This is a genomic window from Clostridia bacterium, from assembly GCA_035628995.1.
Taxonomy (GTDB): Bacteria; Bacillota; Clostridia; order Lutisporales; family Lutisporaceae; genus BRH-c25.
Genome location: DASPIR010000010.1, coordinates 26,952 through 49,855 on the forward strand (window position 1 = coordinate 26,952; position 22,904 = coordinate 49,855).

Below are 22,904 nucleotides of genomic sequence, written 5' to 3' on the forward strand. Positions count from 1 at the left end.
CGCATAAGTTTAAAATCCAACACCTTCTAGCCTCACAGGACTAAATTAAAGGTTATCTTTCTTATAAAAATAGCATAATGATGGAACTTTGTCAATACAAAAACAGTCTAAAAAATAAAAGGAGCCATTTTTAGACTATCCTTCATCCGTTGTAAATTCACATACAAAATTATTATTTTTAACTTTTTTTCAAATTACTCCCTAAATTCGCAACCTATTTGCGTATTTTATATCAAACACAAAAAACAAATCACTTTTAAGAAAGAAACGAGGAGGAAATCTTATGTTGAAGAAAAAAATGATGTCACTAGGAATTGCAGTAATATTCACACTCTCTTCCTTAACTACTACGGTTTTTGCAGCAGATTTTACTAAGGCAGCCGCAGGTTCAACGGTGACTGTAAAGTTTACTAATCCAGGTAAAGGCAATGGAAAAGGTAATGACAAGGATGAGAAAAAATTCAAATTTAATGATTCTCAAGATGTTACCTGGGCTCTTAATGCAATAGAAAAGTTAGCCGGCAAAGGAATACTCGGCGGTGTAGGCCAAGGCAAATTTGCTCCAAGAAACAATGTCACCCATCTTGAAGCCCTTGCAATGGTGATGAGACTCACAGGCGACGACAAATTAGCAGAAAGCCAGATCAATAATAAAGTACACCCAAAATATGATGGCGTTAAACCTGTATGGGGCCTCGGATATATCTTCGTGGCCATAGAAAAGGGAATTCTTCTTCCTGAAGAACTTAAGGGTTTCAATCCCAACGTTCCTGCAAAGCGTCACGAAATAGCAAAGTATATAATCAGAGCAATGGGTAAGACTGACGAAGCATTAAAGTATATGGACGAAGACCTTTCCTTTAAAGACAGCAGTGCTGTACCTGAAAAATCAGTTGGTTATGTGTATCTAGTAAATGAACTGAAAATTATGTCCGGCAATAACAATATGTTCAAGCCGATGGAGCCTGTAACAAGAGCCGAAATGGCTGTTTTGCTCGACAGGGCTGATGGAAAGATCACTCTTCCGGACACTGACACCAAGAAGAACGGCACAGTATTTGTTTCAGCAGATGTTAATGACAATGAAATCACAGTAAAAGTTAAAGGAACCACAGTTACTTATGATGTTCTTGAAGATGTTCATGTTTATAAGGATGGCGCCTTCGAGACTATTGAGGACCTCGTAGCAGGTGATGTACTCCAGTTAATATTCAATGATAAAAAAGAAATAATATTCATTGATGTTGTAAAAGATGCAGAAGACAATACAGTTGAAGAAACAGAATTATCTGTGGCATCTGTCGACTATGAAGACCTTTCTGAAGTACTTCAGGATAAGGTAGATGACCTTAAGTCTACAAAGAACTACAAAGCCTATGAATACAACGATTATATATACCTCCTGGCTACAATGGGCAGAAAGAGCACCGGCGGTTATGATATAGATTTCGAAGAAGTGTATAAGGTTGAAAATGATGATGATTTCGTAGTAAAAGCAGTAATAGATACAGATGAACCATCATCCAACGATAGCGTTACTCAAGCTGTGACATATCCTTACAGCGTAGTTAAGTTTAAGAGCTTTGACGATATTGATTCTGTCAGGTTTGTTGATAAGGATGAAGATAAGCTCGCAGAAGTTGAAATCGTTAATGTTGATGAAACATCCATAGTAGAAGGCGAGATATACGACATCATCTCCAGCAGCAAAATAATAAAGGTTGAAAAATCCAATGGTACAAAAGTAAGTTATACAGTTCCCACAAGCGCCGAAATCATAGTAAACAGCGATGACGATGCTGAATTCTCAGACCTTGAAGAAGGAATGAGCGTGGAAGTAGAAATAGCTGATGATAAGGTAATAAAGGTAACTGCAACGGATGGTGAAGAAGATGAATTATCTGTTGAAGCTGTTGACTACAGTGATCTGGCAGACAAATTGAAGGATCAGGTTGACTACCTGAAGCTTTCTAAAAATTACAAGGCTTATGAGTATGACGAATATATATACCTTATAGCTACAATGGGCAAGAAGACTTCCAGCGGCTACGAAATCGTCGTAGATAATGTATACAAGATTGAAAGTGGCAGCGATTATACAATCAAAGCAATAATTGAAACTGACACTTCATCCGCTAATGACGGCACAACCTCATACCCATACAGCATTGTAAAGTTCAAGGAATTTGACAATATTGAGTCTGTAAGATTTGTCGATGAGGATAACAACAAGCTGGCTGAAGTAGATGTCGTAGAACTTGATGAAGTAGTTAAAGTAGAAGGAACAATAAACTCTATAATCGCAAGCAGCAGAACTATCAAAGTAGAAAAGTCAAATGGCTCTGTTGTTACCCTCACTATACCAACCGATGCAGAAATAACAGTTAACGACGATGAAAATGAAAGCTTCTCAGACCTGGTGAAGGGTATGAATATAACAGTAGAGATAGCTGATGAAAGAGTCACAACAGTTACTGCAGAAGATAAAACAACAGAAGTTACAGGCATACTTACAGGAATAAGCATCAGCACTGAAAAGAAAATCACTTTGAAGGTTGGCAGCACAAGCAGAACCTACACAGTGGCTTCAGATGTCAAGGTAGTTATTGATGAAGAAACTGCAAGGGTAGAAGATTTACGAGTGAACAACGAATTAACATTGAAATTTACTAATGGCCTCCTGGTCGAAATAGAAAAATAATAATATCAACCAGACCTCAAGCATATCCAACTCTCATGGCAGCCAAAATCCTGGCTGCCTTCTTTTTTTTATTCTATCCGGAACGGCGAGGGCACCATTCCAGATAGCGGGCGAACACTGTTCGCCCCTACATGCTTCAAAGGCATACCATAACCACGCGCAACTCGTAACGCGAAACGCGAAACCAAATTTCTATAATATTGTACTTGCAATCAAAATACTATATGTATTATAGATGTTTTTATGAGGAGAGGATAAGCGTTGAAAAAGCTCACTTACATACAGGGCGCCTTTATTCTGACAATGACTAATCTTATTACAGGATCTCTATCTTTCATATACAGGGTATTCCTTACCAGAGCTATAGGCTCTGAAGGTATTGGAGTATATCAGCTGGTCCTTCCTTTGTACTTCCTTTTTATTACCTTGGTCTCCGGGGGAATAACAACAGCCGTCTCAAAGCTCATAGCCGAGCAAGCTCCAAGCCATAATTACAGGAATATGTATAAGGTTCTGAGAATCTGCGCGATTACGATAGGTACGTGGAGCCTATTCCTGTGCACCCTCATATTCTTCAATGCCGAGTACCTCGCAAACAATGTGCTCAAGGATTACAGGACATCTCTCTCAATTACGGTCTTCACACCCGCAGTATTCTTTATTTCTTTAAGCGCGGTATTGAAGGGCTATTTTTTCGGCCTGCAGAATGTCAATCCTCCAGCTTTTATTGATATACTTGAAAAGCTTATACGCGTGGGAGGGCTTCTTTTGGTCACATATTTCCTGCTGCCCTTCGGCATAGAATATGTATGTGCCGGTGTGATGGCTGCGATGGCTGCCGGGGAGCTTATCAGCCTCGCTCTTTTATATTTCACCTATAAAATGAAAAAGACCGTTATAACGGTACTAATGCAAACTGATTCAACTATTGCCATTATAGCGAGAGTACTCAAGATGGCTCTTCCTCTGTCTCTCAGCGGTGCTCTGACAACAATCATGGACATGGTAATTGCCATTCTTATACCCATGCAGCTTCGTTTTGCAGGCTACAGCAACTCAAATGCATTATCTCTTTATGGGCAAGTGACTGGTATGGTTATGCCACTGCTTTTCTATCCCTTTGTAATAGTGGCCTCCCTCGGAATTACGCTGGTTCCTGCCATAACCTCCTCCTATGCCGCAGGCAATTGGACAGCACTAAACAAGAAATGCAATGATTCTCTCAAAATTACATCAGTTATAGCCTTTGCTTCTACCGCTCTTTTTTTAATCTTTCCCTGGGAGCTCAGCCGAATATTTTTCAAGTGTCCCGAAGCAGGAGATATGCTTTTCTGGATGGCCTTCGTATGTGTTTTCGAATACTGGCAGTTCACTCTCTTTGCAGTACTGAACGGGGTCGGAATGCAGCAGGTAGTTCTTAAGAACTCAATTTTACATATTATTATATCTATTGCATGTTCATATTTCCTTATACCAATACCCTCTATAGGAATATACGGATACATAATTGGCTTCTGTGCAAGTGCGATATTGGTTTGCCTGTGGAATCTCGTGGATTTAAAGCGCATTCGCCACATAAAAATAGATTATATAAATGTCCTTCTAAAGCCCTTCGCGGCATTTATAGGGATGGTCATTGCCATTATGAGCTGCAACCTGTATCTTATAGAAAAAGGCGTGCACAGCTCCAATATGACGATATCAAGCTTGGTAGGCCTTGTCTTTTTCGCCCTGGTGCTTATATTCACAGGCACATTTACCACCAAGCAGCTTAGGAACACCTTTGCTATTAAATAATCCAGGTACTTCTAAAATGTATGCCGCCTCTAATCTATACTTTGATATCACTCTGTTATATAATGCAAAATACCCCATGAATACCAGACTCAGTGCAGGAACGAATACAACTGCATCAATCAGCCCATGTATGCTGATACCTGCAGTACATGCGATAAAGCCTTGTATTATATATATTTCTTCCTTCGATACTTTTTCTTTTAGAAGCCCATAGCCTTCCCACACCTTGTTTCCAATTAAATTTATGAAGGCGCAAAGTCCTACAATTCCCATCTCAGCTGCTACCTGAAGATAGATGTTGTGACTATGCAGTATATATCTGTACAGCTTATCAGAGCCGCTGGAAAGATAATACCAGGTAGTACCTATTCCATTTCCAAAAATAGGACTGTTAAGAAACATATTCAATGCTGCTTTCCATATCTCAAGCCTGTAAAGACTGCTGCTGTCATGGTAAACCGAACCCAATTCAGCACGATTGTTAAGACCTGTGGAGTTCAAGACGAAAAACGCTGCAACCATTACTGACAGATATAAGGCCAATCCTCTTTTCCGTTCCTTAAGCAGACACAGTACCAGCATTGCTGCACCAAATGCAGCAAAACCGCCTCTTGAATAGGTCACCAGCAAGCATATGGATGATAGAACTATATTTGATGTGAGCAGTATATCCTCCCTCAAGCTTCGAATCCGCGCCAGTGCGAAGGATAGGTTTATTGCCAGATAACCGGCGAATATATTGGGATTAAGAAGAGTTGAATATACCCTGTCCAAGGAGCCGAAGGATTTTTCATCTACCCAGCTCTTTTCAATATTCATATTCCCGCTGACAAACTGATATATTCCAAATATGCAAGCTAATAAACAAGCAATGTTCAGCAGCTTATAATATTTCTGCAACTCTATTTTCTTCAGTTCAACCATTAGCACTAAGTAAAGCCCAATATTCAAGCACAGAATAAATACAGCACCTAAACTCATATATATATCCTTGGAATATATGAGTGACAGTAGAATGCTGAAAAGCATAATAAGGGCAGCTTTATCTGCAGAGAGCGACCCAAGTATCTGCCTCGACTTTCTGGCTTGAATGGCTGTTATAAACACTACAACAACTCCAAAATATGCTCCTACCGGACACAACACCGAGAGCAGCACTACTATGATTAAACTCCATTTTAAGGCTTTAGTATACATTAGGATGCACCTCAATCTACAATTTCAACTCTTCTATTATAATGCCTTGAAGTTATGTTTACAATGAAAAAAACACTACCAATTAGTAGTGTTTTAGCTTCTTTTCAGCATAATATTTCCGAGTATGTCTGCAGTTATATCAACTTTGTCCGCAAAATTGCTCAAATGCCTGTAAACCTCTCTCATTTTCAGCACATACCTTATATCTTCATTTTCAAATAGTCTTGCTAACGCATATCTGTAAAGCTTCTCCATTTCGTTTTCGTATTTTTTGGCTTTTATTATATTATCCTGGCATTTGTTCTTTGGATTGTCCATTACCCTTACAGTATTGAATATACACAATACAGCATCTCTGATAATATATACCATATCTTTCAAATCCCTGTTTGTACTCAGCTCGAATATCTCAATCTCATCCACGGTGGACTTTGAATAGTCGAGCAGATCATCAATAGCCTTTGACAAAGAGAAAATGTCTTCTCTTTCAAAAGGAGTAATGAAAGCCGCTTCCAGCATACCTATGAGCTCTCTCCTGATATTATCAGCTTCCCTCTCAAGATGTGTAATTTTCAATTGAACGCTCTTACTCGGATTTTCAATATACTCACAAAGCTCATCAATTGCTTCTACCGCCATATCGCATTGCGTAGTAAGCATTTTATAAAACCCTTCCTGCGATTTTTCACTTAACAGACTTCTAAAAAGGCTCATACCCCTCATCCTTTCAAAGCAAATAAAGTATATTCAAGACTGCGGTAAAACAGGAAGTTTCTCCAGCTTTGTATAATACGGAAGGCCTCCATTAGTCTGAAGCTCCACCGTTCCTTGAATCAATGGCAGCACATAGTCGGCAAATTCTTTCTTTACAAAATTTCCTTCCGCATTAATGAAGGAGGAAGGCACCTTTCGCTCTGCATTAGCAACCCTATGCAGTTCCACAAGTCCCGTACCGCACTTGTAGTCACTTCCTAAGCCTTCAACCACATAGGTTACCATATAACCCGATTTCCCAGTGGAAAACGCATTGATAGCTGCCCTTCCAGCCATCTCAGCCTCCTTGAGATCTGTAAGGGAAGCACAGTGTATCGCTGCCTGTTGGGCTATATCCGGCTTTATTACCCTCGCCCGAAGCTTCAACCTGTTCTCAACCAAACCTTTCAGGTACTCTCCCACACCGCCCAGCTCGGGATGGCCAAATGCATCTGTTGCCACACCATTCTGGTTCACATTCACATACTCACCATTTCTGTCCATGAGTCCTTCACCTGTTACAATAAATGCCCCACCGATTCTTTCTACTGTCCTTTTTACATCATCAAGGAATTTCTCAGTATCAAAAGGCACTTCCGGCAGATAAATCAGATGTGGTGCATCCGACCGGCTTCTCTTGGCAAGTATGCTGGCAGCTGGCAGCCATCCTGTATTCCGCCCTACCGTTGTCAAAATTGATACTGTCTCAGAGGTATACATGCTTCTGTTATGGAGTCCCGCTTCCATAACCGTTGTTATCACATATTTTGCATTGCTTCCATATCCCGGGCAGTGATGTGTCTCTACCAGGTCATTATCTATAGTTTTGGGTACTCCCATAACCTTCAGCTCATAGTTAAATTTTTTTGCCAGCTCGCATACCTTATCTGCGGTATCCATTGAGTCATTGCCGCCCATATAAACAAGATACCTTATATTATATTTTTCAAAAATGCTGAATAATTTCTTGTTGGTATCATCTTCAGGCTCAGTATTCTTTATCATAAACCGACAGCCGCCTAATGCAGCTCCCGGGGTCAATCTGATTCCCTCAAGCGTTTCCCTGCTTTGCGCCGACAGATTGATAAAATCTTCTTTTAAAGCACCTTCCATGCCATGAAGCATTCCAATAACGGTATCTATTTTGCCATAATTTCTGGCTTCATCAATTACACCGTATAAGCTTGAGTTTATTACGGAAGTAGGGCCGCCCGACTGTCCGATCAGTAAATTGCCTTTTCCCAATTTATTTTCCTCCTGTCAATTAAATATAATTTTCATTATAAATGCTAAAAGTGCAGATATTGCAGCAGCAGAGGGTAACGTTGTCAACCATGCTGTTGCAATGCTTTTTACAGTGTTCCAGTTCACCTTCTTATAGCGGTCTCCGGCACCTACCCCCATTACAGATGAAATTACTATTTGAGTGGTGCTAACCGGCGACCCAAATATTGAAGCCGCAGCAATAACGCTGGATGCGGCAATTTGAGAGCTAAAAGAGTGAATGGGCTTTAGCTTGTATATTTTGTCTCCGACTGTTTTTATAATTTTCCAGCCCCCGATGGAAAGCCCTGCAGTGATAGCTGCTGCACATCCCAGCTTCACCCAAAGCGGTATATGGAATTCTGAACCTCCATTTAAAACAAGCAGTACAAGAGCAATTAGCCCCATTGATTTCTGAGAATCGCTGCTTCCATGACTGACACCCAAAAAAAACATACTGTAATGCTGCACCTTTTTCAAATGATCGTTGACATCCGTAGTACTGTTCTTTAGAAGCAGAATCGCCAGCTTAATAAAGAAATATCCTATTGAAAAACCTATAATTGGGGAAGTGAACATTACAATGACAACCCGGAACAATATATTAGTCCAGTTTATCGAATGCCATCCGAACAGAAATATGCCCGATCCCAGTATTCCACCTATTAAAGCATGGGATGAGCTTGATGGTATTCCGTACTTCCATGTAACCAAATTCCATATGATTCCTCCCAACAGGGTAGAAAGCACAAATATGATACCTATCACAGGCTCTTCGGCCAAAACATTGCTAGGGTATACGACACCCCTGCCTATGGTTTCTGCAACAGCAGTTCCTAATATAAGCGCCCCGATGAATTCCGCCGCACATGCTATGAGCATTGCTTGCTTAGGTAGGATTGACCGTGACGAAATACTGGATGCCAACACGTTGCATCCATCATGAAACCCATTGATAAATGCAAATATAAAACCTACAGCTACCGTAACTACTGCTATTATGGTCACCATATAACGGTACCCCCTGATATCCTCAAAATCCTATAGCTCTCCTCTAATAATCCGCTCTATGATTTCAGCTATGCCATCCTCGTCATTGGATTTTGCAATTAAATCTGCAGCATCCAAAAGCTTTGGGGCCGCATTGCTTACAGCAATACCCAGCCCTGCTTCCTTCAGCATTTCATAATCATTCATATTATCTCCTGCAGCAGCTATCTGCTCCATAGGTATGCTTAAAAGCTCCGCAAGGTTCTTCAAGGCTTCGCCCTTTGAAGTGTTTATTGGAAGTATTTCCAGATACTCAGCCTCTGACTTTACCGTATTGGGCTTCACCCTGCACACGGACTCAAAAGCTTTCAGGAATTTTTCAAAGATGCTGCTGTTTCCTATTATCAGAATCTTATTTGGTTTTCCTTCGATGCATGACATAAAATCATCAACCTGAATGCACAAAACGCTGTCCTTCTCCATATAAGTCCTGATTGTATCATTCATCTGTCTCACATATGCTTTACCGCTGCTATATACTATTGCGCTGCAATCCAACTCCGAAAGAAGCTTTACAGCCTGGGTGAAATGCTCCTCATCCAATATGTTTTCCATAAGGCATTTGTTATTTTTAAGCTCTACAATCTTCGCCCCATTGTACAAAATCGCCGGAGTGTTCAGCTGCAGCTCATCATAGTAGCTTTTTGCCGATTCCTCTATCCGCCCTGTTGCAATAGCAAAAACTCCACCAAGGGATTGAAATTTATGTATGGCTATTTTAGTCCTTTCTGAAATTTGTCTGCTGCTGTTCACCAGTGTTCCGTCTATATCAGATACTATAAGCCTATATTTCATCGCCTTCACCGCTTTTCACCGGGAGTATCCTGATACAATCAGGATCAAACAGCAGCCTTACATCCATCCCGACTTCCAGCACGCTGTTCAGCTGGGGATTATATACCTGTACGCAAACACTGTTGCCCAGTGTATCTACTTCATATTCCGCAATGCTTCCGAGGAAGGTTGCTCTTATAATCGTTCCTGCCAATCCTTCGCTATCATTTGAGAGCTTTACTGCCTCAGGTCTGATTACCAAAGACACATTTTCCCCGTGTTTTGGGTCATACCATCCCGGATTGTTGACTTTCACGCTGTAATCTCCCACTTTTACATACACTACACTGTTCTCTTTTCCCTGAACTGCGCCTTTTATAAAATTCGCTTTCCCCATGAAATTAGCAACGAACTTATTCATCGGCTTATAGTATATCTCTTGTGGTGTACCGTATTGTTCAATATTACCCTGATTCATAATCACAACCTTATCTGAAATAGCCATTGCCTCATTTTGATCATGAGTTACGTAAATACTTGTTATTCCAAGCCTCAACTGCAGCTTCCTAATTTCATCCCTCATATATTCCCTCAGCTTGGCATCCAGGTTGGAAAGCGGCTCATCAAACAACAGCACCTTAGGCTCGATTACTATTGCTCTGGCCAGTGCTATTCTCTGCTGCTGGCCTCCTGATATCTGGTTGGGATACCTTTTTTCCATCCCATCCAGCTGCATCAGCTTGATAACTTTGTTTGTTCTTTCTTTTATCTCATTTTCGGGAAGTTTCTTTACACGCAGACCGTAGGCGATATTCTCGTAAATATCCATATGCGGAAAAAGAGCATAGCTCTGGAACACCATAGACAAATCTCTCTTATTTGGAGCTGTGTCCACTATGGATTTCCCTCCAACACTTATATCTCCCGAGGTAACCGGTTCAAAGCCAGCAATCATCCTTAGGATGGTAGTCTTTCCACAGCCTGAGGGCCCAAGCAGGGTTGTAAGCTTTGAGCTTTCGAATTCCAGACTCACTTTGTTTACTGCAATAAGTTCACCGCTTTTATCATGCTTTGTGAATATCTTTTCTAGGTTATTCAGTGTAACATTGCTGCAGTTATATTTATTTTCCATAGTATTCTGTTTTGAGTGTGACATAAATTGACCCTCCTCTTTGCTTATGCAGCCCTTTTCTTTCCAACAAGTCTTTTTACAAATGCTTCAATTATGACTATAGCCACCATCATCATGATTATTAAAATCACTACGTATGCAGCTGCTATGCCAAGCCTAAGGTTTTCAACCTGTGCAAGTATTGAAACCGTAACCAGGTTCCATCTTGGAGATATAAGCAATATTACTGCACTTACAGCTGTCATAGCACGTACGAACGCATATACCAGACCTGAGAAAAAGGCAGATTTTATTAGCGGTAAAGTAATTTTTTTGAAGGTCAGGAAACTGCTTGCCCCCAGATTTGTTGAAGCTTCCTCAATGGATTTATCTATCTGATTCAAGGTTGCAGTAGCTGATTCAATCCCAACCGGCATGTTCCTGAATATGAAAGCCATTACAAGTATCAACCCTGTACCTGTCAGGAGAAGGGGCTTCTGATTGAATGACAATATGTACCCTATACCTATAACAGTTCCCGGTATGGCAAAAGCCAAAAGAGATACAAACTCCATAGCACGTCTCCCCAGAAACTGCTTCCGGACAACCAGGAACGCAATAATCATACTAAGCAATCCCCCTATCGGAGTCGCATATGCCGCCAATTGCAGGGTATTTTTAACAGGTGCTGAACCTAGTGTAAATATGTATTTATAATTTGCCAGGGTAAATTGATTGTTAACGCCCCAGATCTTAACGAAGGAACCGTAAAGCACCGTTCCGTAAAACAGTAATATGACTGCTGTAAAGAGTGAACACAACCCAAATGCAGTCCATTTTATTATTGGATTGTTCAGTTTCGACCTTTCATAGGAAGGCTTCCCTGTGACCGTCACATAGGACTTTCCGCTTACCCAATACTTCTGAAGAAGGAATGCTGCCAGAGTCGGAAGCAAAAGCATTATAGATATTACGGCCCCTTTTTTCATGTCATACATTCCAATTATCTCAACATATGCTTGCACAACAAGCGTATGGTAGTTTCCACCGAGCACCATGGGGTTGCTGAAATCCTGCAGGGACTGCACCATAACCAGCAGAAGCGCACTTGCAATTCCCGGAAAAGACAGCGGCAATGTAACCGTTCTGAAAATCCTGCCTCTTTGTGCTCCCAGATTTAGTGCTGCATCTTCCACTGCTGGATCTATCGCCTCAAGTATCCCCGACAAAGTAAGGTATGCGATAGGAAAAAATGACATTACCTGAACGACCAATAAACTGTTGAAGCCGTATATATTGACATCTTCCAGACCGAACAGCCTGTTTGTTATTAAACCGTTCCTTCCAAAAAGCATTATCATAGAAAGGGACAGAACAAAGGGTGGCGATATAATAGGAAGCGTCGCCATCATCTTAAAAAATGACTTGAAGGGAATATCTATTCTGGTTATCGCATAGGCAAAAATATAGCCGACAATCAGTGATATGACTGATACAGCCGCTGCCAAGCCCATGCTGTTCATAAGGCTTTGCAGATAATACTTGTTGCTAAGCACACTGCCTATTACCTCAAAGGACAGCCTCCCATCATTGTCAGTCACACTCATGGCCAGAATCTTGTATAACGGATATACTATAAACAAAAATAAAAATACAAATATAGTGATTATGACTGCAGTTACAAGGGGCTCTTTCCCGAAGGGGCTTAGCTTTGAAATTTTTACTCTTAAACTGGTATTGCTGTTTTTCATATGCCATTCTCCTTGTATAATTTCAGGGGTGCAAGCAATACTTGACACCCCTAAAAAATCCTGATGATTATTTGCTTGGGGCTGTAGCTATATCAGCGCTAAACTTTTCAACCAGTCTTTTTCTGTTTTCTCCAGCCCATACATTGTCATAATTGATGGTCTTAAGGTCTGACAGCTTTATGGAGCCTTCTGTGATTTTGGCATCAATATTTACCGGGAGTCTGTAGGACTTTGTCACTTCAGCCAATTCCTGAGCCTGTATATCTGTTATCCAGTCTATGAATTTTCTGGCATTTTCTTCTTCACCGGCAATTCCCTTCTTTATAAGAGCTACTCCGCCGATTTCATATCCTGTTCCATCCTTCGGGAACTTAAGCTCTATCGGATATCCTTCTGTATTTCTTATCTTCAGGATATCATGGCCAAAGGACAAACCTATGGCAGCTTCTCCGATTGCTGCATTCTTTGCAGGTGCTGAACCCGATTTTGTGTACTGTATTACATTCTTGTGCAGCTTCTTCATGTATTCAAAAGCTGGATCTTCACCTTTGAGCTGCACCATGGTGGCAAGTATGGTATAAGCAGTACCCGATGAGCCGGGATGCGCAACAGAAATCTGTTTTGCAAATTCAGGCTTTAATAGATCCTCCCATGATTCGGGATAAGCAAGCTTTTTCTTTTCAAACCAATCCCTATTGCATGCAAAGCCTATAGCGCCCACATAGATTGGAGACCAAAAGCCGGCCTTATCTCTGTATGTTTCCGGTATCTTTGCTATATTGGCAGAATCGTATTTTTCCAATAATCCTGCACTGCCTGCTTGTACAAGAGTATCGGAGGGACCTCCGAACCATATGCTTGCCTGAGGGTTATCCTTTTCTGCAGCGACTCTTGTCATTATTTCCCCTGCTGACAGTCTCACATAATTAACTTTGATACCTGTTGCCTTGGTAAAGGTATCAAGATAAACCAGAATCTCCTCTTCCTGTAGTGCCGAATACATAGTCAAGGTATCAGACTTGGGTTTCTGTTCTTCTTGTGGCTGTGCAGCAGTGGCAGCTGGAGCTTCTTTAGGTGCACATCCAGCGAAGGCCGCTGCCATCAGGATTAGAACCAGGGTTAGGCTTAATACTCTGAACAGATTCTTTTTCATGTTATCCCCCTTTTGTTTATGTATTTTATTTTCAGATTACATCAAGTAATCTAGAAACCTGGACTTATGCACTGCACAGCTGTACGGATAACGTCACACCTTACAAAATTTCCTTCAATTCCAAGAGGTTATCTATGATTTTCATTCGGTATAATGCGAGAAAACCTTCTCGTTCATTTAATCCTGTCTTTCCGATAAAACTAATTCCACATTCTTTTGCGAGCTCAGCATCCTTTAAGGAATCACCAACCAATACTATCTCATCCTTTTGAAAGCCGTACTTGTCACTGAGGTATTCTACATGACTTCTCCCTTTGGATAGTCCTCCGCTGAAACCCAATACCTCATCTATCTTCAAACCGCTGGCGCTTAAATAATCCTCTATTACCTCCTTAAAGTTGTTAGATGAGATTATAGTCATATATCCTTTTTCCCTCAGATATCCGATTGTTTCAATTGTATCATCGAAAAGTCTGTGTTCTTTGAAACTGCTCTTTTTACGGGTCTCAAACTCATCCACCGCAAGCTTATTCTTTTCACAGTCGCAAAACATCATCTCGATCTGCCTGCAGAAAGGAAGTCCTGAGGTTAGCTTATACAGCATTTCTCCATAGTTCTTCGAAAGTTTGTAATACTTAAGAATCACATCAGATGCAATGTCTGCCAAATCCCCCATGGAATCCACCAGGGTACCGTCAAAATCAAACAGAATAACCTTTATCAATGACATCGTCCCTTTCCTTACATTTGCAACAATATTTCCTCATTCAATGCTTCATTTTGCAAAATGTATTATTTTATCTTTAAACGCCAGCCAGTAATTATAGCTCACAGCTTTCTCTTATAATAAGCTGGTAATCCAATATGTTGTCCTCACACTGCGGTTCCATTCCTTGCAGAATTCCCAGCATTATTCTCATAGATGTGGCACCGATTTCATACTTAGGCTGATTGACCGTTGTCAATCCGGGCTTTACCAAACCTGCTATCCCAATATTGTCAAAACCGACAACTGCAACTTCCTCCGGTATCTTATAGCCCTTTTCCTTGGCATATTCCAAAGCTCCTATAGCAGTCTCATCGTTGTATACCACCACCGAAACCGGAACTGCAGCATTTGAAAGTATCTTCTTCATCGACCTATAGCCATCCTCCAAGGATGAATTATCCATGATTACCAGGTTGCTTTCGTAATTTATGTTATTGTCCTTCAGGGCTGCTCTGAAGCCTCTGAGTCTGTCTGCAGCAATCCTGATATTTTGTGGACCTGCAATGTATGAGATTTTCTTATGGCTGTTATTTATCAGATACTCGGTCATCTCATATGCCGCCTTGTAATCATCTACTCGTACGGAGGGTATGTGTGAATTCTCTATGTAATCGCAAACAAGGACTACCGGAACGATTTTATTGATTCCTATTATGGCAGCCTCATCTATTCTAGGTGTGACGAATATAACGCCATCCGCTCTCTTCTCCCGCAAGGTTTTTAAATAATCCATAGCCCTGTCCGGATTGTTTCCTGAGTTTCCTATAAGCAGACAGTAGTCATTCTTGTAGGCTACATCTTCCATACCCTTTATCATCTCTGCCAGTACAGGATTGCAAATATCATGCAAAACAGTAATAATGGTATTTGTTTTCCTGGTTCTGAAATTTCTAGCCAGTATGTTTGGTGCATATCCAAGCTGTTCTACAGTTTTCATTACCTTTTGCCGGGTTTTTTCCGATACAGGTCCATTATTGTTTATCACCCGAGACACCGTTGCCGTTGAAACCTTTGCTTTTCTTGCGACTTCCTCTATTGTAGCCATATTTTCTTCTCCCGTTCTGTATTATGTGTCATAATGTAATCGTTTACATTTTTTACGAAAATAAAACGCCAAAGACTTTGGCTTTACTTAGTTTACATGTCCTACTGTGATAGTTATTTAACAGATAGTAAATTGTAATCTGCTAATATATATTCTATTAATTCATCAAAATTCCTCCTTTATTTTCAATATTATAAAAATTTTAAATATTGTGTTTAATTATAAAAAAAACACCACGTTAACGCAGTGTTTGTTTCAATCCATGAGTAAGTCTATAAGCCGGGTTCTGTATTAGACGATCATCTATCTAGGCCTGACGTCACCGTCAAGCTCAAGCGACCTTACCCGGAGACGGAACGGGCCGTTCCTGCTAAAGCTTGCGCTTCAGCTGTCCCTCTATTTGGTCTTGCTCCAAGTGGGGTTTACATAGCCGGTTAGTTACCTAACCGCTGGTGAGCTCTTACCTCGCCTTTCCACCCTTGCGGCAGCTGGCCTAAGCCAACTGTTTCGCGGTATATCTCTGTTGCACTATCCTTGGAGTCGCCTCCACCGGGAGTTACCCGGCACCCTGCCCTCTGGAGCCCGGACTTTCCTCGTTTGCATCACTGCGCACGCGATCATCTGGCTTACTCATTAATTTTTATTTTGTTTTGCATAGTGCCTCGTTAAGTATATCCCTTTTTCAGCATGCGAGACACTGAATCAAGGATGTGATTTTTAACACTTTGAAAGATATGAAATCTGTTGTGTTAATAATCACTAGATACTTATTATATAGCCAAACAATGATGTAGTCAACATGATATATATTGCTATAATGTAAATGTCACGTCAATTTGCCATCTCGTAAATCTGTATCAAGACTTAACGAAATATAACAACCTGCCGCAGCTCTGGCACCTCAGCTCCTGACTGCCGCTTTTCAAAGCTTCATAATCCATTGCTGACACTTCCATATTGCAACCGCTGCATGATCGGCCTTCCATCCGTGCTACAGGGTCAGTATGTGATTTTAATACCCTTCCATACAATTCAAAGGTATCCTTATCAACTTTTTTTATAAGGCTGTCAATCTTGGAGCTGAGTTTCACTTTTTTAGTTTCCAGCTCCTTTATTGACTTTTCTATGTTCTCCTTGCTGCTTGCATATTTTTTCTTTATAAATACAGATCGTTTTTTTGTTTCTGCAAGGTTCTTAGTAGTATTATCTACTTCATCAATGAGTGTTATTATGTCATTTTCTACCCCTTGCTTTTTCTCTTCAAGCTGCTCGAGTTGTTTTTCAATGCTTTCCAGCTTTTTCACCGAATCTGTTTCTTTGCTGAACTTAATTTCCTCACAGGCTTTTTTATTATATTCGAGATTCTTTATTTCATTATTTCTTATCTCTTGCTGATATGCATTTTTTTTGAGACTTTCCTCGCCTTCCTGATACTCCTTATTAAGTCTCTGATACTCATCCTTGAGCTTTCTTAATTCCTTTGTCTCACGAAGCTCCTTTAGCTTTTCCTCAATTACATCCATTTCCTTGTGCAAATCCTGCAGCTCGTAAAGTAATGGCAAATCCATCGAACCATCTCCTTGCCTTATTTTTTAAAATAAAATAAAATAGGAACAGTAAAACTATTCCTATAAAACTCTCAAAATTTCCGTATTCGCACTTGATTCAACAACGTCCACATCAAGCTTCAACTGTCGAAATTTACCATTCAAGTATTCACTTATATACTTTATCATGATTTTTTCTGTGGCATAGTGGCCTGCATCAATTACGCACAAACCCATTTCCAAGGCATCAAGTATGTCATGGTACTGCATATCTCCAGTTACAAGCACATCCGCACCTGCAAACCTGGCATCATTTATAAATTTATTGCCAGAACCATTTAATAGCGCAACTTTTTTTATAGTTCTGTTCGGGTCTCCTGCAAATCTCACATGGCTCGCTCCCAGCAACGTTTTCACATTGTCGGCATATATTGCAAGTGTTGTTTCATTTTCAAGCTCGCCAATTCTTCCCAGACCCATGATTTGACCCTCGTTTCTTGTCTCATATATATCATATGCAGCTTCTTCATATGGATGAGCTTTCAGCATCTCTTTGATTACTCTGTTTATCAGCTTCTCAGGAACTATAGTCTCTACCCTGAATTCCTCAACGCTCTCTAAGCGTCCTTGTGTGCCGATAAAGGGTTTCGTTCCCGCTTGAGGTTCAAAGGTGCCTATACCCTTAGCTCTGAATGTACAACTGCTGTACTTTCCTATATAGCCTGCCCCAACACCGCACATCGCATCCATAATCTTGTCCTCGTGGCCTGAAGGCACATAAACAACAAGCTTATACAGCTTTTCTCTGTATTTCTCATCTATAACTCTGGAATTATTAAGTCCCAGCTCTTTTGCAAATATATCATTCAGGCCCCCTACTACTATATCATAGTTAGTATGTAAACAATACAGGGATATATTGTTTTTTATGAGGCTTAAAAGCTTTCTGCCTGTCGCAGTATCTGAATTTACCCTTTTTATTCCGTTAAAAATCATAGGATGATGAGCTACAATCATATCAACATCCTTATCAATGGCTTCTTCCACCACCCATTCCGGGGTATCAAGACATACCATCACCTTGTTAATCTTCTGCTTGCCATCCCCAACGAGCAGGCCAACGTTGTCCCAGCTTTCAGCAAGCCTCTTTGGAGCTAATTCATCCAATATACCCGCTATGGTCTGACATTTTACTGTACCCACTGCAATACCTCCAAGTAGTAATTAATCAAAACCCTGCATTCTTCAGCTCTCTCCCTGCAGCTGACCATATCCATTACCTCCAGCGCTGCTACTACCTTTTCAAGTTCACTCATTTTTTTATTTATGTATTCAGCCGCAAGCGGGTGTTTTTTCTCAATAATTTTATCACCCATAAGCATTAGGCCCTCTGCCGTTTTTACTGCAGCTGCAGGCTTTGCCCAAATAACTTCATATATTTTATCCTGCTCTTTCACCAGTTCCTCATCTGTGATGTCAAAGCCATGGGTAATCAGCCATCGTCTTACCTTATCCGAGTCCCTCATTGGTTGAAGTATCAAAAGCTTTGCACTTTCCGCCACCTTCGCATCTTTATCCAATATGTCCCTTATCAGAATTCCTCCCATACCAGCAATAACAATCACTTCTGCTTCCTTCGGTGCTATAACCTCAAGGCCGTTTCCTTGACGTACTCTTACTGACTCCTCAACCTTATGACTTTTGAGTGCTTTTTTTGATATTTCTACAGGACCGCTGTTTATATCAGTAGCAATTGCGCTTTTTACCCGTCCGTTTTTCACCAGATATATAGGAAGATAAGCATGGTCTGAGCCAATATCTGCAACTGTTTCAAAGCCTTGTATGCTGTCTGCAATAATTTTTAATCTGGGAGTAAGTATCAAAATCATCATCCTAACTTTTTTGCCTCGTGCCTCGTGTCACGTGCCTCGTGCTTTGAGCTAAGCTTCGAAGCCTTGCTTAAGTCCTCGAAACCCCGTAACCTCGTAACCTCGTAACCTCGTACCAGAAGATTTGCAAAATCTTCTTATTCATTATACTACACTTTATTGATTTTTTTATTATAAATTGAGAAAAATATGTCTAAGGGAGTGAAAAGCATGAGTAAAAAAATCCATATGAAACCAGAAATAATACAAAAATTCAATTGGGGAGGAACTACAAAAGAGTGGGAAGATGAGGCGCATAAGCTTTCCAATCAGCTTGAGACCATGACTGCAGTCAACGCGATAATAGAAAGTCAAGACTGTGAAAGCGACATCAAAACATCCCCAACCGGAGATAACAAATAAGCGCAGCAAAAAACCTGATACATATGTATCAGGTTTATTATTGTCATAAATGGTGGGCCTTCAGGGACTCGAACCCCGGACCAACCGGTTATGAGCCGGTTGCTCTAACCAACTGAGCTAAAGGCCCTAAAATGGCTCCCCAAGTTGGACTTGAACCAACGACCCTGCGGTTAACAGCCGCATGCTCTACCGACTGAGCTATTGAGGAACTTCAAACTGACAAATATTATTTTACTAACTTTTATTATGAAAGTCAACAGTAAATTTTGTATCAAATTGATTTTTTTTGAGTTTTTCTATTCAAGGAAATCCTTCAGCTTCTTACTTCTGCTTGGATGTCTGAGCTTCCTTAATGCCTTTGCTTCAATCTGTCTTATACGCTCTCTGGTGACATTAAACTCCTTGCCCACTTCCTCCAATGTCCTCGCTCTTCCATCCTCAAGACCGAATCTGAGCTTAAGCACCTTTTCTTCTCTCGGAGTTAAGGTATCAAGAACTTCCATAAGCTGTTCCTTAAGCAGTGTAAATGCTGCCGATTCTGCAGGCGCAGGAGCGTCTTCATCCGGTATGAAGTCACCCAAGTGGCTGTCTTCTTCTTCACCTATAGGAGTTTCAAGAGATACAGGTTCTTGGGCAATTTTCATAATCTCCCTCACCTTATCCACTGTCATTCCCATTTCGTTTGCTATTTCTTCTGGGATAGGATCTCTGCCCAGCTCCTGAAGGAGCTGTCTTGAAACCCTTATAAGCTTATTTATTGTTTCAACCATATGCACAGGTATCCTAATAGTTCTTGCCTGGTCAGCAATAGCTCTTGTTATTGCCTGTCTAATCCACCAGGTAGCATAGGTACTGAACTTGAAGCCTTTTGTATAATCAAACTTCTCAACAGCCTTTATAAGTCCGAGGTTTCCTTCCTGAATAAGATCCAGGAACAGCATCCCTCTTCCTACATACCTCTTTGCTATGCTAACTACCAATCTAAGGTTTGCTTCTGTAAGCTTCCTCTTAGCATCAAGATCATTTCTCTTAATTTTATTAGCTAAGTCAACCTCTTCTTCTGAACTCAGCAGTGGCACTTTGCCTATTTCCTTTAGATACATTCTAACAGGGTCGTCTATGCTAATACCTTCTGGAATGCTTATATCGAGATCCACTTCTTCAGTTTCTTCATCAAGTGGCGGCATATCAACGTCATTTTCTACAGCTCCCACTACATCTATACCTTTGGTTTCCAGGTATTCATACAGTTTATCAATCTGCTCCGGATCCATTTCTACTTCTTCAAAGGTATCCATTATTTCTTTATATGTCAGCGTTCCATTCTTCTTGCCTTTGTCAACAAGTTCTTTCACATATGTCATTTTGAGTTCTTCTGTTTTCACCGTTATCCCCTCCCTTCCGGATATTACCTTTTCTTCTTCTGCAGTTCTTTAATCTCAACAAAAATTCTATTAGCCTCTTCTCTTTCTCCGGCTTGATACATCTCATCCATTTTTTCTGTCATTTTGTGAATATTCCTATCAGATTTTGATTGTTTTACCTTGTCCAAGCTGGATTTTATCAGGCTGTCTACATCTGCGTCAGGCAGCTTTTGGCTAAAGATTTCTGCAACCCTTGATTTCTCATCGTCATTTTCAAAGAAACCTATAATCTCCCCTGCCGTTATTGCCTTTTCTTCATTGGCTGATTTCTGAATAATTCCAGCAATTTTAGCATGGATATCATTGGAAAAATCAGCTGGCTTCAAGAGCTCAAAAATATTTTTTGCTTTCTTGAAATAATAAATACATATATTGAGAAGATAAATCTCTGCTATTATTTCACCTTTTTTCAACTCTAGCTCTGTTTTTTTACTATTTATTATATTATGTTTATTATTTCCATTTTTATTCTTATCCCTCAGCCTGTTTAGCTCTGCGTAAAGAGCCGGCTCATTTACCTGCATGATGTTCGAATACTTTTTTATATAAGCATCTACCTCTACGTTGCTTTCAACATCCATTAAAACTTCTGAAAAGCCCTTTGTAAATCTTATTCTATCTTGTATGTTATTTATGTCCAAACCCTTTTTTAAATTTTCAATTTTGTATTCTATAAGGGAAGTGCTTTTCCTAATTCTTTCCCTGAAGGCATCTATGCCTTCCTTTCTGATATATTCATCAGGATCCTTACCTGAGGGCAAGCTTAGAACCTTTACTACACAGCCTTCCTTCTCAAGGACGGATAAACCCTTCATTGTTGCAGTCTGGCCTGCCAAATCCGAATCATAAGAAATTATGATATCATTGGAAAACCGCTTCAACAGCTTCGCCTGATTTTCAGTGAAGGCTGTCCCCAATGAGGCAACAGCATTTTCCACTCCGAATTGATGCAGGGCTATTGCATCCATGTAACCTTCAACTACGATAATATTCTCAAGGTTTTGCAGCTTTTTAACAAAATTCAGTCCGTAAATATTGTACCCTTTGTTAAAAACAGGTGTATCCGGTGAATTGAGGTACTTCGGCTTCGAGTCATCCATAACTCTTCCCCCAAAGGCAATTACATTTCCCTTGAGATCTATTATAGGAAACATCACCCTGTTCCTGAACTTGTCGTAATATCTTTCGCCATCCTTATTCTTAACAATGAGCCCAGCCTTATACAGGAGTTCCGCATTAAAGCCCTTCCTCTTCAAGAAATCCAAGAGCTCATGCCATTTATCCGGAGCGAACCCCAGACCAAACCGCTTAATGATTGCTTCACTCAGACCTCTTCTTTTGAGGTATTCCATTGCCTTAATGTCTTTATTGAGATTGCTGTAAAAAAACCTTGCGGCTTCAGTATTAACCTTATATAATGCTTTTTGAAGCTTTGCTTTTTCGAGCTGTCTGGGATCATTGTCCTCTTCAAGCTGTATAGCTGCTCTTTCAGCAAGCAGCTTCACTGCTTCAATAAAATTGATTCTTTCGATTTTCTGTATAAAAGTTATTACGTTACCTCCAACACCGCATCCGAAACAGTTAAATATCTGTTTTGATGATGACACGCTGAAGGATGGTGTCTTCTCGGAATGGAAGGGGCATAAGGCTCCATAGTTGCTGCCGCTTCTTTTCAAAGTCATGTATCCCGAAATAACATCCACTATATCGTTTTTTTCTATTATCTCAGAAATCTTATCTTCTGAGAAAAGCATGTTGTTTTCCACCTTTATATTTATTAGAATATTTCTATCGATAATTAATATATTTATTCTCCATATATTTTAAATATCCTTCATATTCTGTGAAATTAGAAAGCTGAGTGATTTTTCAAATTCCTTGTCATCGCTTTCACGACGCTTTGCAGGGCCTTTTGTTCTTCCGCCGCTCCTTCGCACGACTCCTGACATATGTCTTTCAAAAAGCAGTTGGTCAATATTATTCTCATCATATATCATCCCGCTGAAGGATACTGCGTAAGCCTTCTTGCCAAGTACCAGGGATGCAAGTCCGAAGTCTCCTGTCACAACTAAATCTCCTTTTGATGCTTTATTAATTATTGCCATATCTACTGCCTGCGATACATTATCAACCATTATTTTTTCCATGGTCCCACCGGAATTGCAGCTGTGGTGGCATATGCTGTGAAAAAAAACAACACCGATTCCATATCGGGCTGCAACTTTTTCTATCAAGGCAGTAACTGGGCAGGCATCTCCATCTATAAGTATTCTCATAT

The 22,904-nt window shown here is 40.4% G+C and carries 19 protein-coding genes, 2 tRNA genes and 1 other RNA gene; 3 read left to right on the forward strand and 19 right to left on the reverse strand.

Annotated elements, in window-relative coordinates; all coding sequences use genetic code 11:
* Window positions 1-283 precede the first annotated feature (283 nt).
* On the forward strand, window positions 284-2,701 hold the full coding sequence (locus tag VEB00_02980) for an S-layer homology domain-containing protein (protein HYF81979.1): 2,418 nt from the start codon (window positions 284-286) through the stop codon (window positions 2,699-2,701).
* 261 nt (window positions 2,702-2,962) lie between these two features.
* Window positions 2,963-4,498: a stage V sporulation protein B gene (gene spoVB, locus VEB00_02985; protein ID HYF81980.1), complete on the forward strand. Its 1,536-nt coding sequence runs from the start codon at window positions 2,963-2,965 to the stop codon at window positions 4,496-4,498.
* Here spoVB and VEB00_02990 read toward each other — a convergent pair.
* The 14 genes from VEB00_02990 to VEB00_03055 form a co-directional block, all read right to left on the reverse strand.
* Window positions 4,403-5,695 (reverse strand): O-antigen ligase family protein, encoded by a 1,293-nt coding sequence (locus VEB00_02990; GenBank protein ID HYF81981.1) that lies wholly within the window; start codon window positions 5,693-5,695, stop codon window positions 4,403-4,405. The two genes, spoVB and VEB00_02990, sit on opposite strands and share 96 nt — an antisense overlap.
* Before the next feature lie 93 nt (window positions 5,696-5,788).
* Complete coding sequence (locus VEB00_02995; GenBank protein HYF81982.1) at window positions 5,789-6,409, reverse strand: DUF47 family protein; 621 nt, start codon at window positions 6,407-6,409, stop codon at window positions 5,789-5,791.
* A 33-nt stretch (window positions 6,410-6,442) separates the two neighbouring features.
* Window positions 6,443-7,693, reverse strand: a complete 1,251-nt coding sequence (locus tag VEB00_03000; GenBank protein ID HYF81983.1) for a 6-phosphofructokinase — start codon at window positions 7,691-7,693, stop codon at window positions 6,443-6,445.
* Between the two features lie 15 nt (window positions 7,694-7,708).
* Window positions 7,709-8,722 carry an anion permease gene (locus tag VEB00_03005; protein ID HYF81984.1) on the reverse strand — a complete coding sequence of 338 codons (1,014 nt, stop codon included), beginning with the start codon at window positions 8,720-8,722 and terminating at the stop codon, window positions 7,709-7,711.
* A gap of 30 nt (window positions 8,723-8,752) precedes the next feature.
* Window positions 8,753-9,556 (reverse strand): HAD family hydrolase, encoded by an 804-nt coding sequence (locus VEB00_03010; protein ID HYF81985.1) that lies wholly within the window; start codon window positions 9,554-9,556, stop codon window positions 8,753-8,755.
* Window positions 9,546-10,691, reverse strand: a complete 1,146-nt coding sequence (locus VEB00_03015; GenBank protein ID HYF81986.1) for an ABC transporter ATP-binding protein — start codon at window positions 10,689-10,691, stop codon at window positions 9,546-9,548. Before VEB00_03015 ends, VEB00_03010 begins: the two co-directional genes overlap by 11 nt.
* A gap of 20 nt (window positions 10,692-10,711) precedes the next feature.
* Window positions 10,712-12,397, reverse strand: coding sequence for an iron ABC transporter permease (locus VEB00_03020; protein HYF81987.1), 1,686 nt, complete (start codon window positions 12,395-12,397; stop codon window positions 10,712-10,714).
* Between the two features lie 67 nt (window positions 12,398-12,464).
* Window positions 12,465-13,550 (reverse strand): ABC transporter substrate-binding protein, encoded by a 1,086-nt coding sequence (locus tag VEB00_03025; GenBank protein ID HYF81988.1) that lies wholly within the window; start codon window positions 13,548-13,550, stop codon window positions 12,465-12,467.
* A 100-nt stretch (window positions 13,551-13,650) separates the two neighbouring features.
* Window positions 13,651-14,280, reverse strand: a complete 630-nt coding sequence (locus tag VEB00_03030; GenBank protein ID HYF81989.1) for an HAD hydrolase-like protein — start codon at window positions 14,278-14,280, stop codon at window positions 13,651-13,653.
* A gap of 91 nt (window positions 14,281-14,371) precedes the next feature.
* On the reverse strand, window positions 14,372-15,364 hold the full coding sequence (locus VEB00_03035; protein HYF81990.1) for a LacI family DNA-binding transcriptional regulator: 993 nt from the start codon (window positions 15,362-15,364) through the stop codon (window positions 14,372-14,374).
* Between the two features lie 259 nt (window positions 15,365-15,623).
* Window positions 15,624-15,997, reverse strand: an RNA gene (rnpB, locus tag VEB00_03040) — RNase P RNA component class A.
* Between the two features lie 224 nt (window positions 15,998-16,221).
* Complete coding sequence (locus tag VEB00_03045) at window positions 16,222-16,932, reverse strand: C4-type zinc ribbon domain-containing protein (GenBank protein HYF81991.1); 711 nt, start codon at window positions 16,930-16,932, stop codon at window positions 16,222-16,224.
* 60 nt (window positions 16,933-16,992) lie between these two features.
* Window positions 16,993-18,114 (reverse strand): Nif3-like dinuclear metal center hexameric protein, encoded by a 1,122-nt coding sequence (locus VEB00_03050; GenBank protein HYF81992.1) that lies wholly within the window; start codon window positions 18,112-18,114, stop codon window positions 16,993-16,995.
* Complete coding sequence (locus tag VEB00_03055) at window positions 18,102-18,794, reverse strand: class I SAM-dependent methyltransferase (protein HYF81993.1); 693 nt, start codon at window positions 18,792-18,794, stop codon at window positions 18,102-18,104. The genes VEB00_03050 and VEB00_03055 overlap by 13 nt, the downstream gene beginning before the upstream one ends.
* Before the next feature lie 216 nt (window positions 18,795-19,010).
* On the opposite strand from VEB00_03055, the gene VEB00_03060 reads away from it, so the two are divergent.
* Window positions 19,011-19,202, forward strand: a complete 192-nt coding sequence (locus tag VEB00_03060; GenBank protein ID HYF81994.1) for a hypothetical protein — start codon at window positions 19,011-19,013, stop codon at window positions 19,200-19,202.
* 50 nt (window positions 19,203-19,252) lie between these two features.
* Here VEB00_03060 and VEB00_03065 read toward each other — a convergent pair.
* From VEB00_03065 to VEB00_03085, 5 genes are all read right to left on the reverse strand, one after another.
* Window positions 19,253-19,329 (reverse strand) — tRNA-Ile (locus VEB00_03065).
* Window positions 19,330-19,334: 5 nt separating this feature from the next.
* Window positions 19,335-19,410: transfer RNA gene (locus VEB00_03070), tRNA-Asn, on the reverse strand.
* Between the two features lie 88 nt (window positions 19,411-19,498).
* Window positions 19,499-20,566: an RNA polymerase sigma factor RpoD gene (rpoD, locus tag VEB00_03075; GenBank protein HYF81995.1), complete on the reverse strand. Its 1,068-nt coding sequence runs from the start codon at window positions 20,564-20,566 to the stop codon at window positions 19,499-19,501.
* A gap of 44 nt (window positions 20,567-20,610) precedes the next feature.
* Window positions 20,611-22,380, reverse strand: a complete 1,770-nt coding sequence (gene dnaG, locus VEB00_03080) for a DNA primase (protein ID HYF81996.1) — start codon at window positions 22,378-22,380, stop codon at window positions 20,611-20,613.
* Between the two features lie 69 nt (window positions 22,381-22,449).
* A complete protein-coding gene (locus VEB00_03085) occupies window positions 22,450-22,902 on the reverse strand; it encodes a YaiI/YqxD family protein (protein HYF81997.1) in 453 nt (150 codons plus the stop codon).
* Window positions 22,903-22,904: the final 2 nt, after the last annotated feature.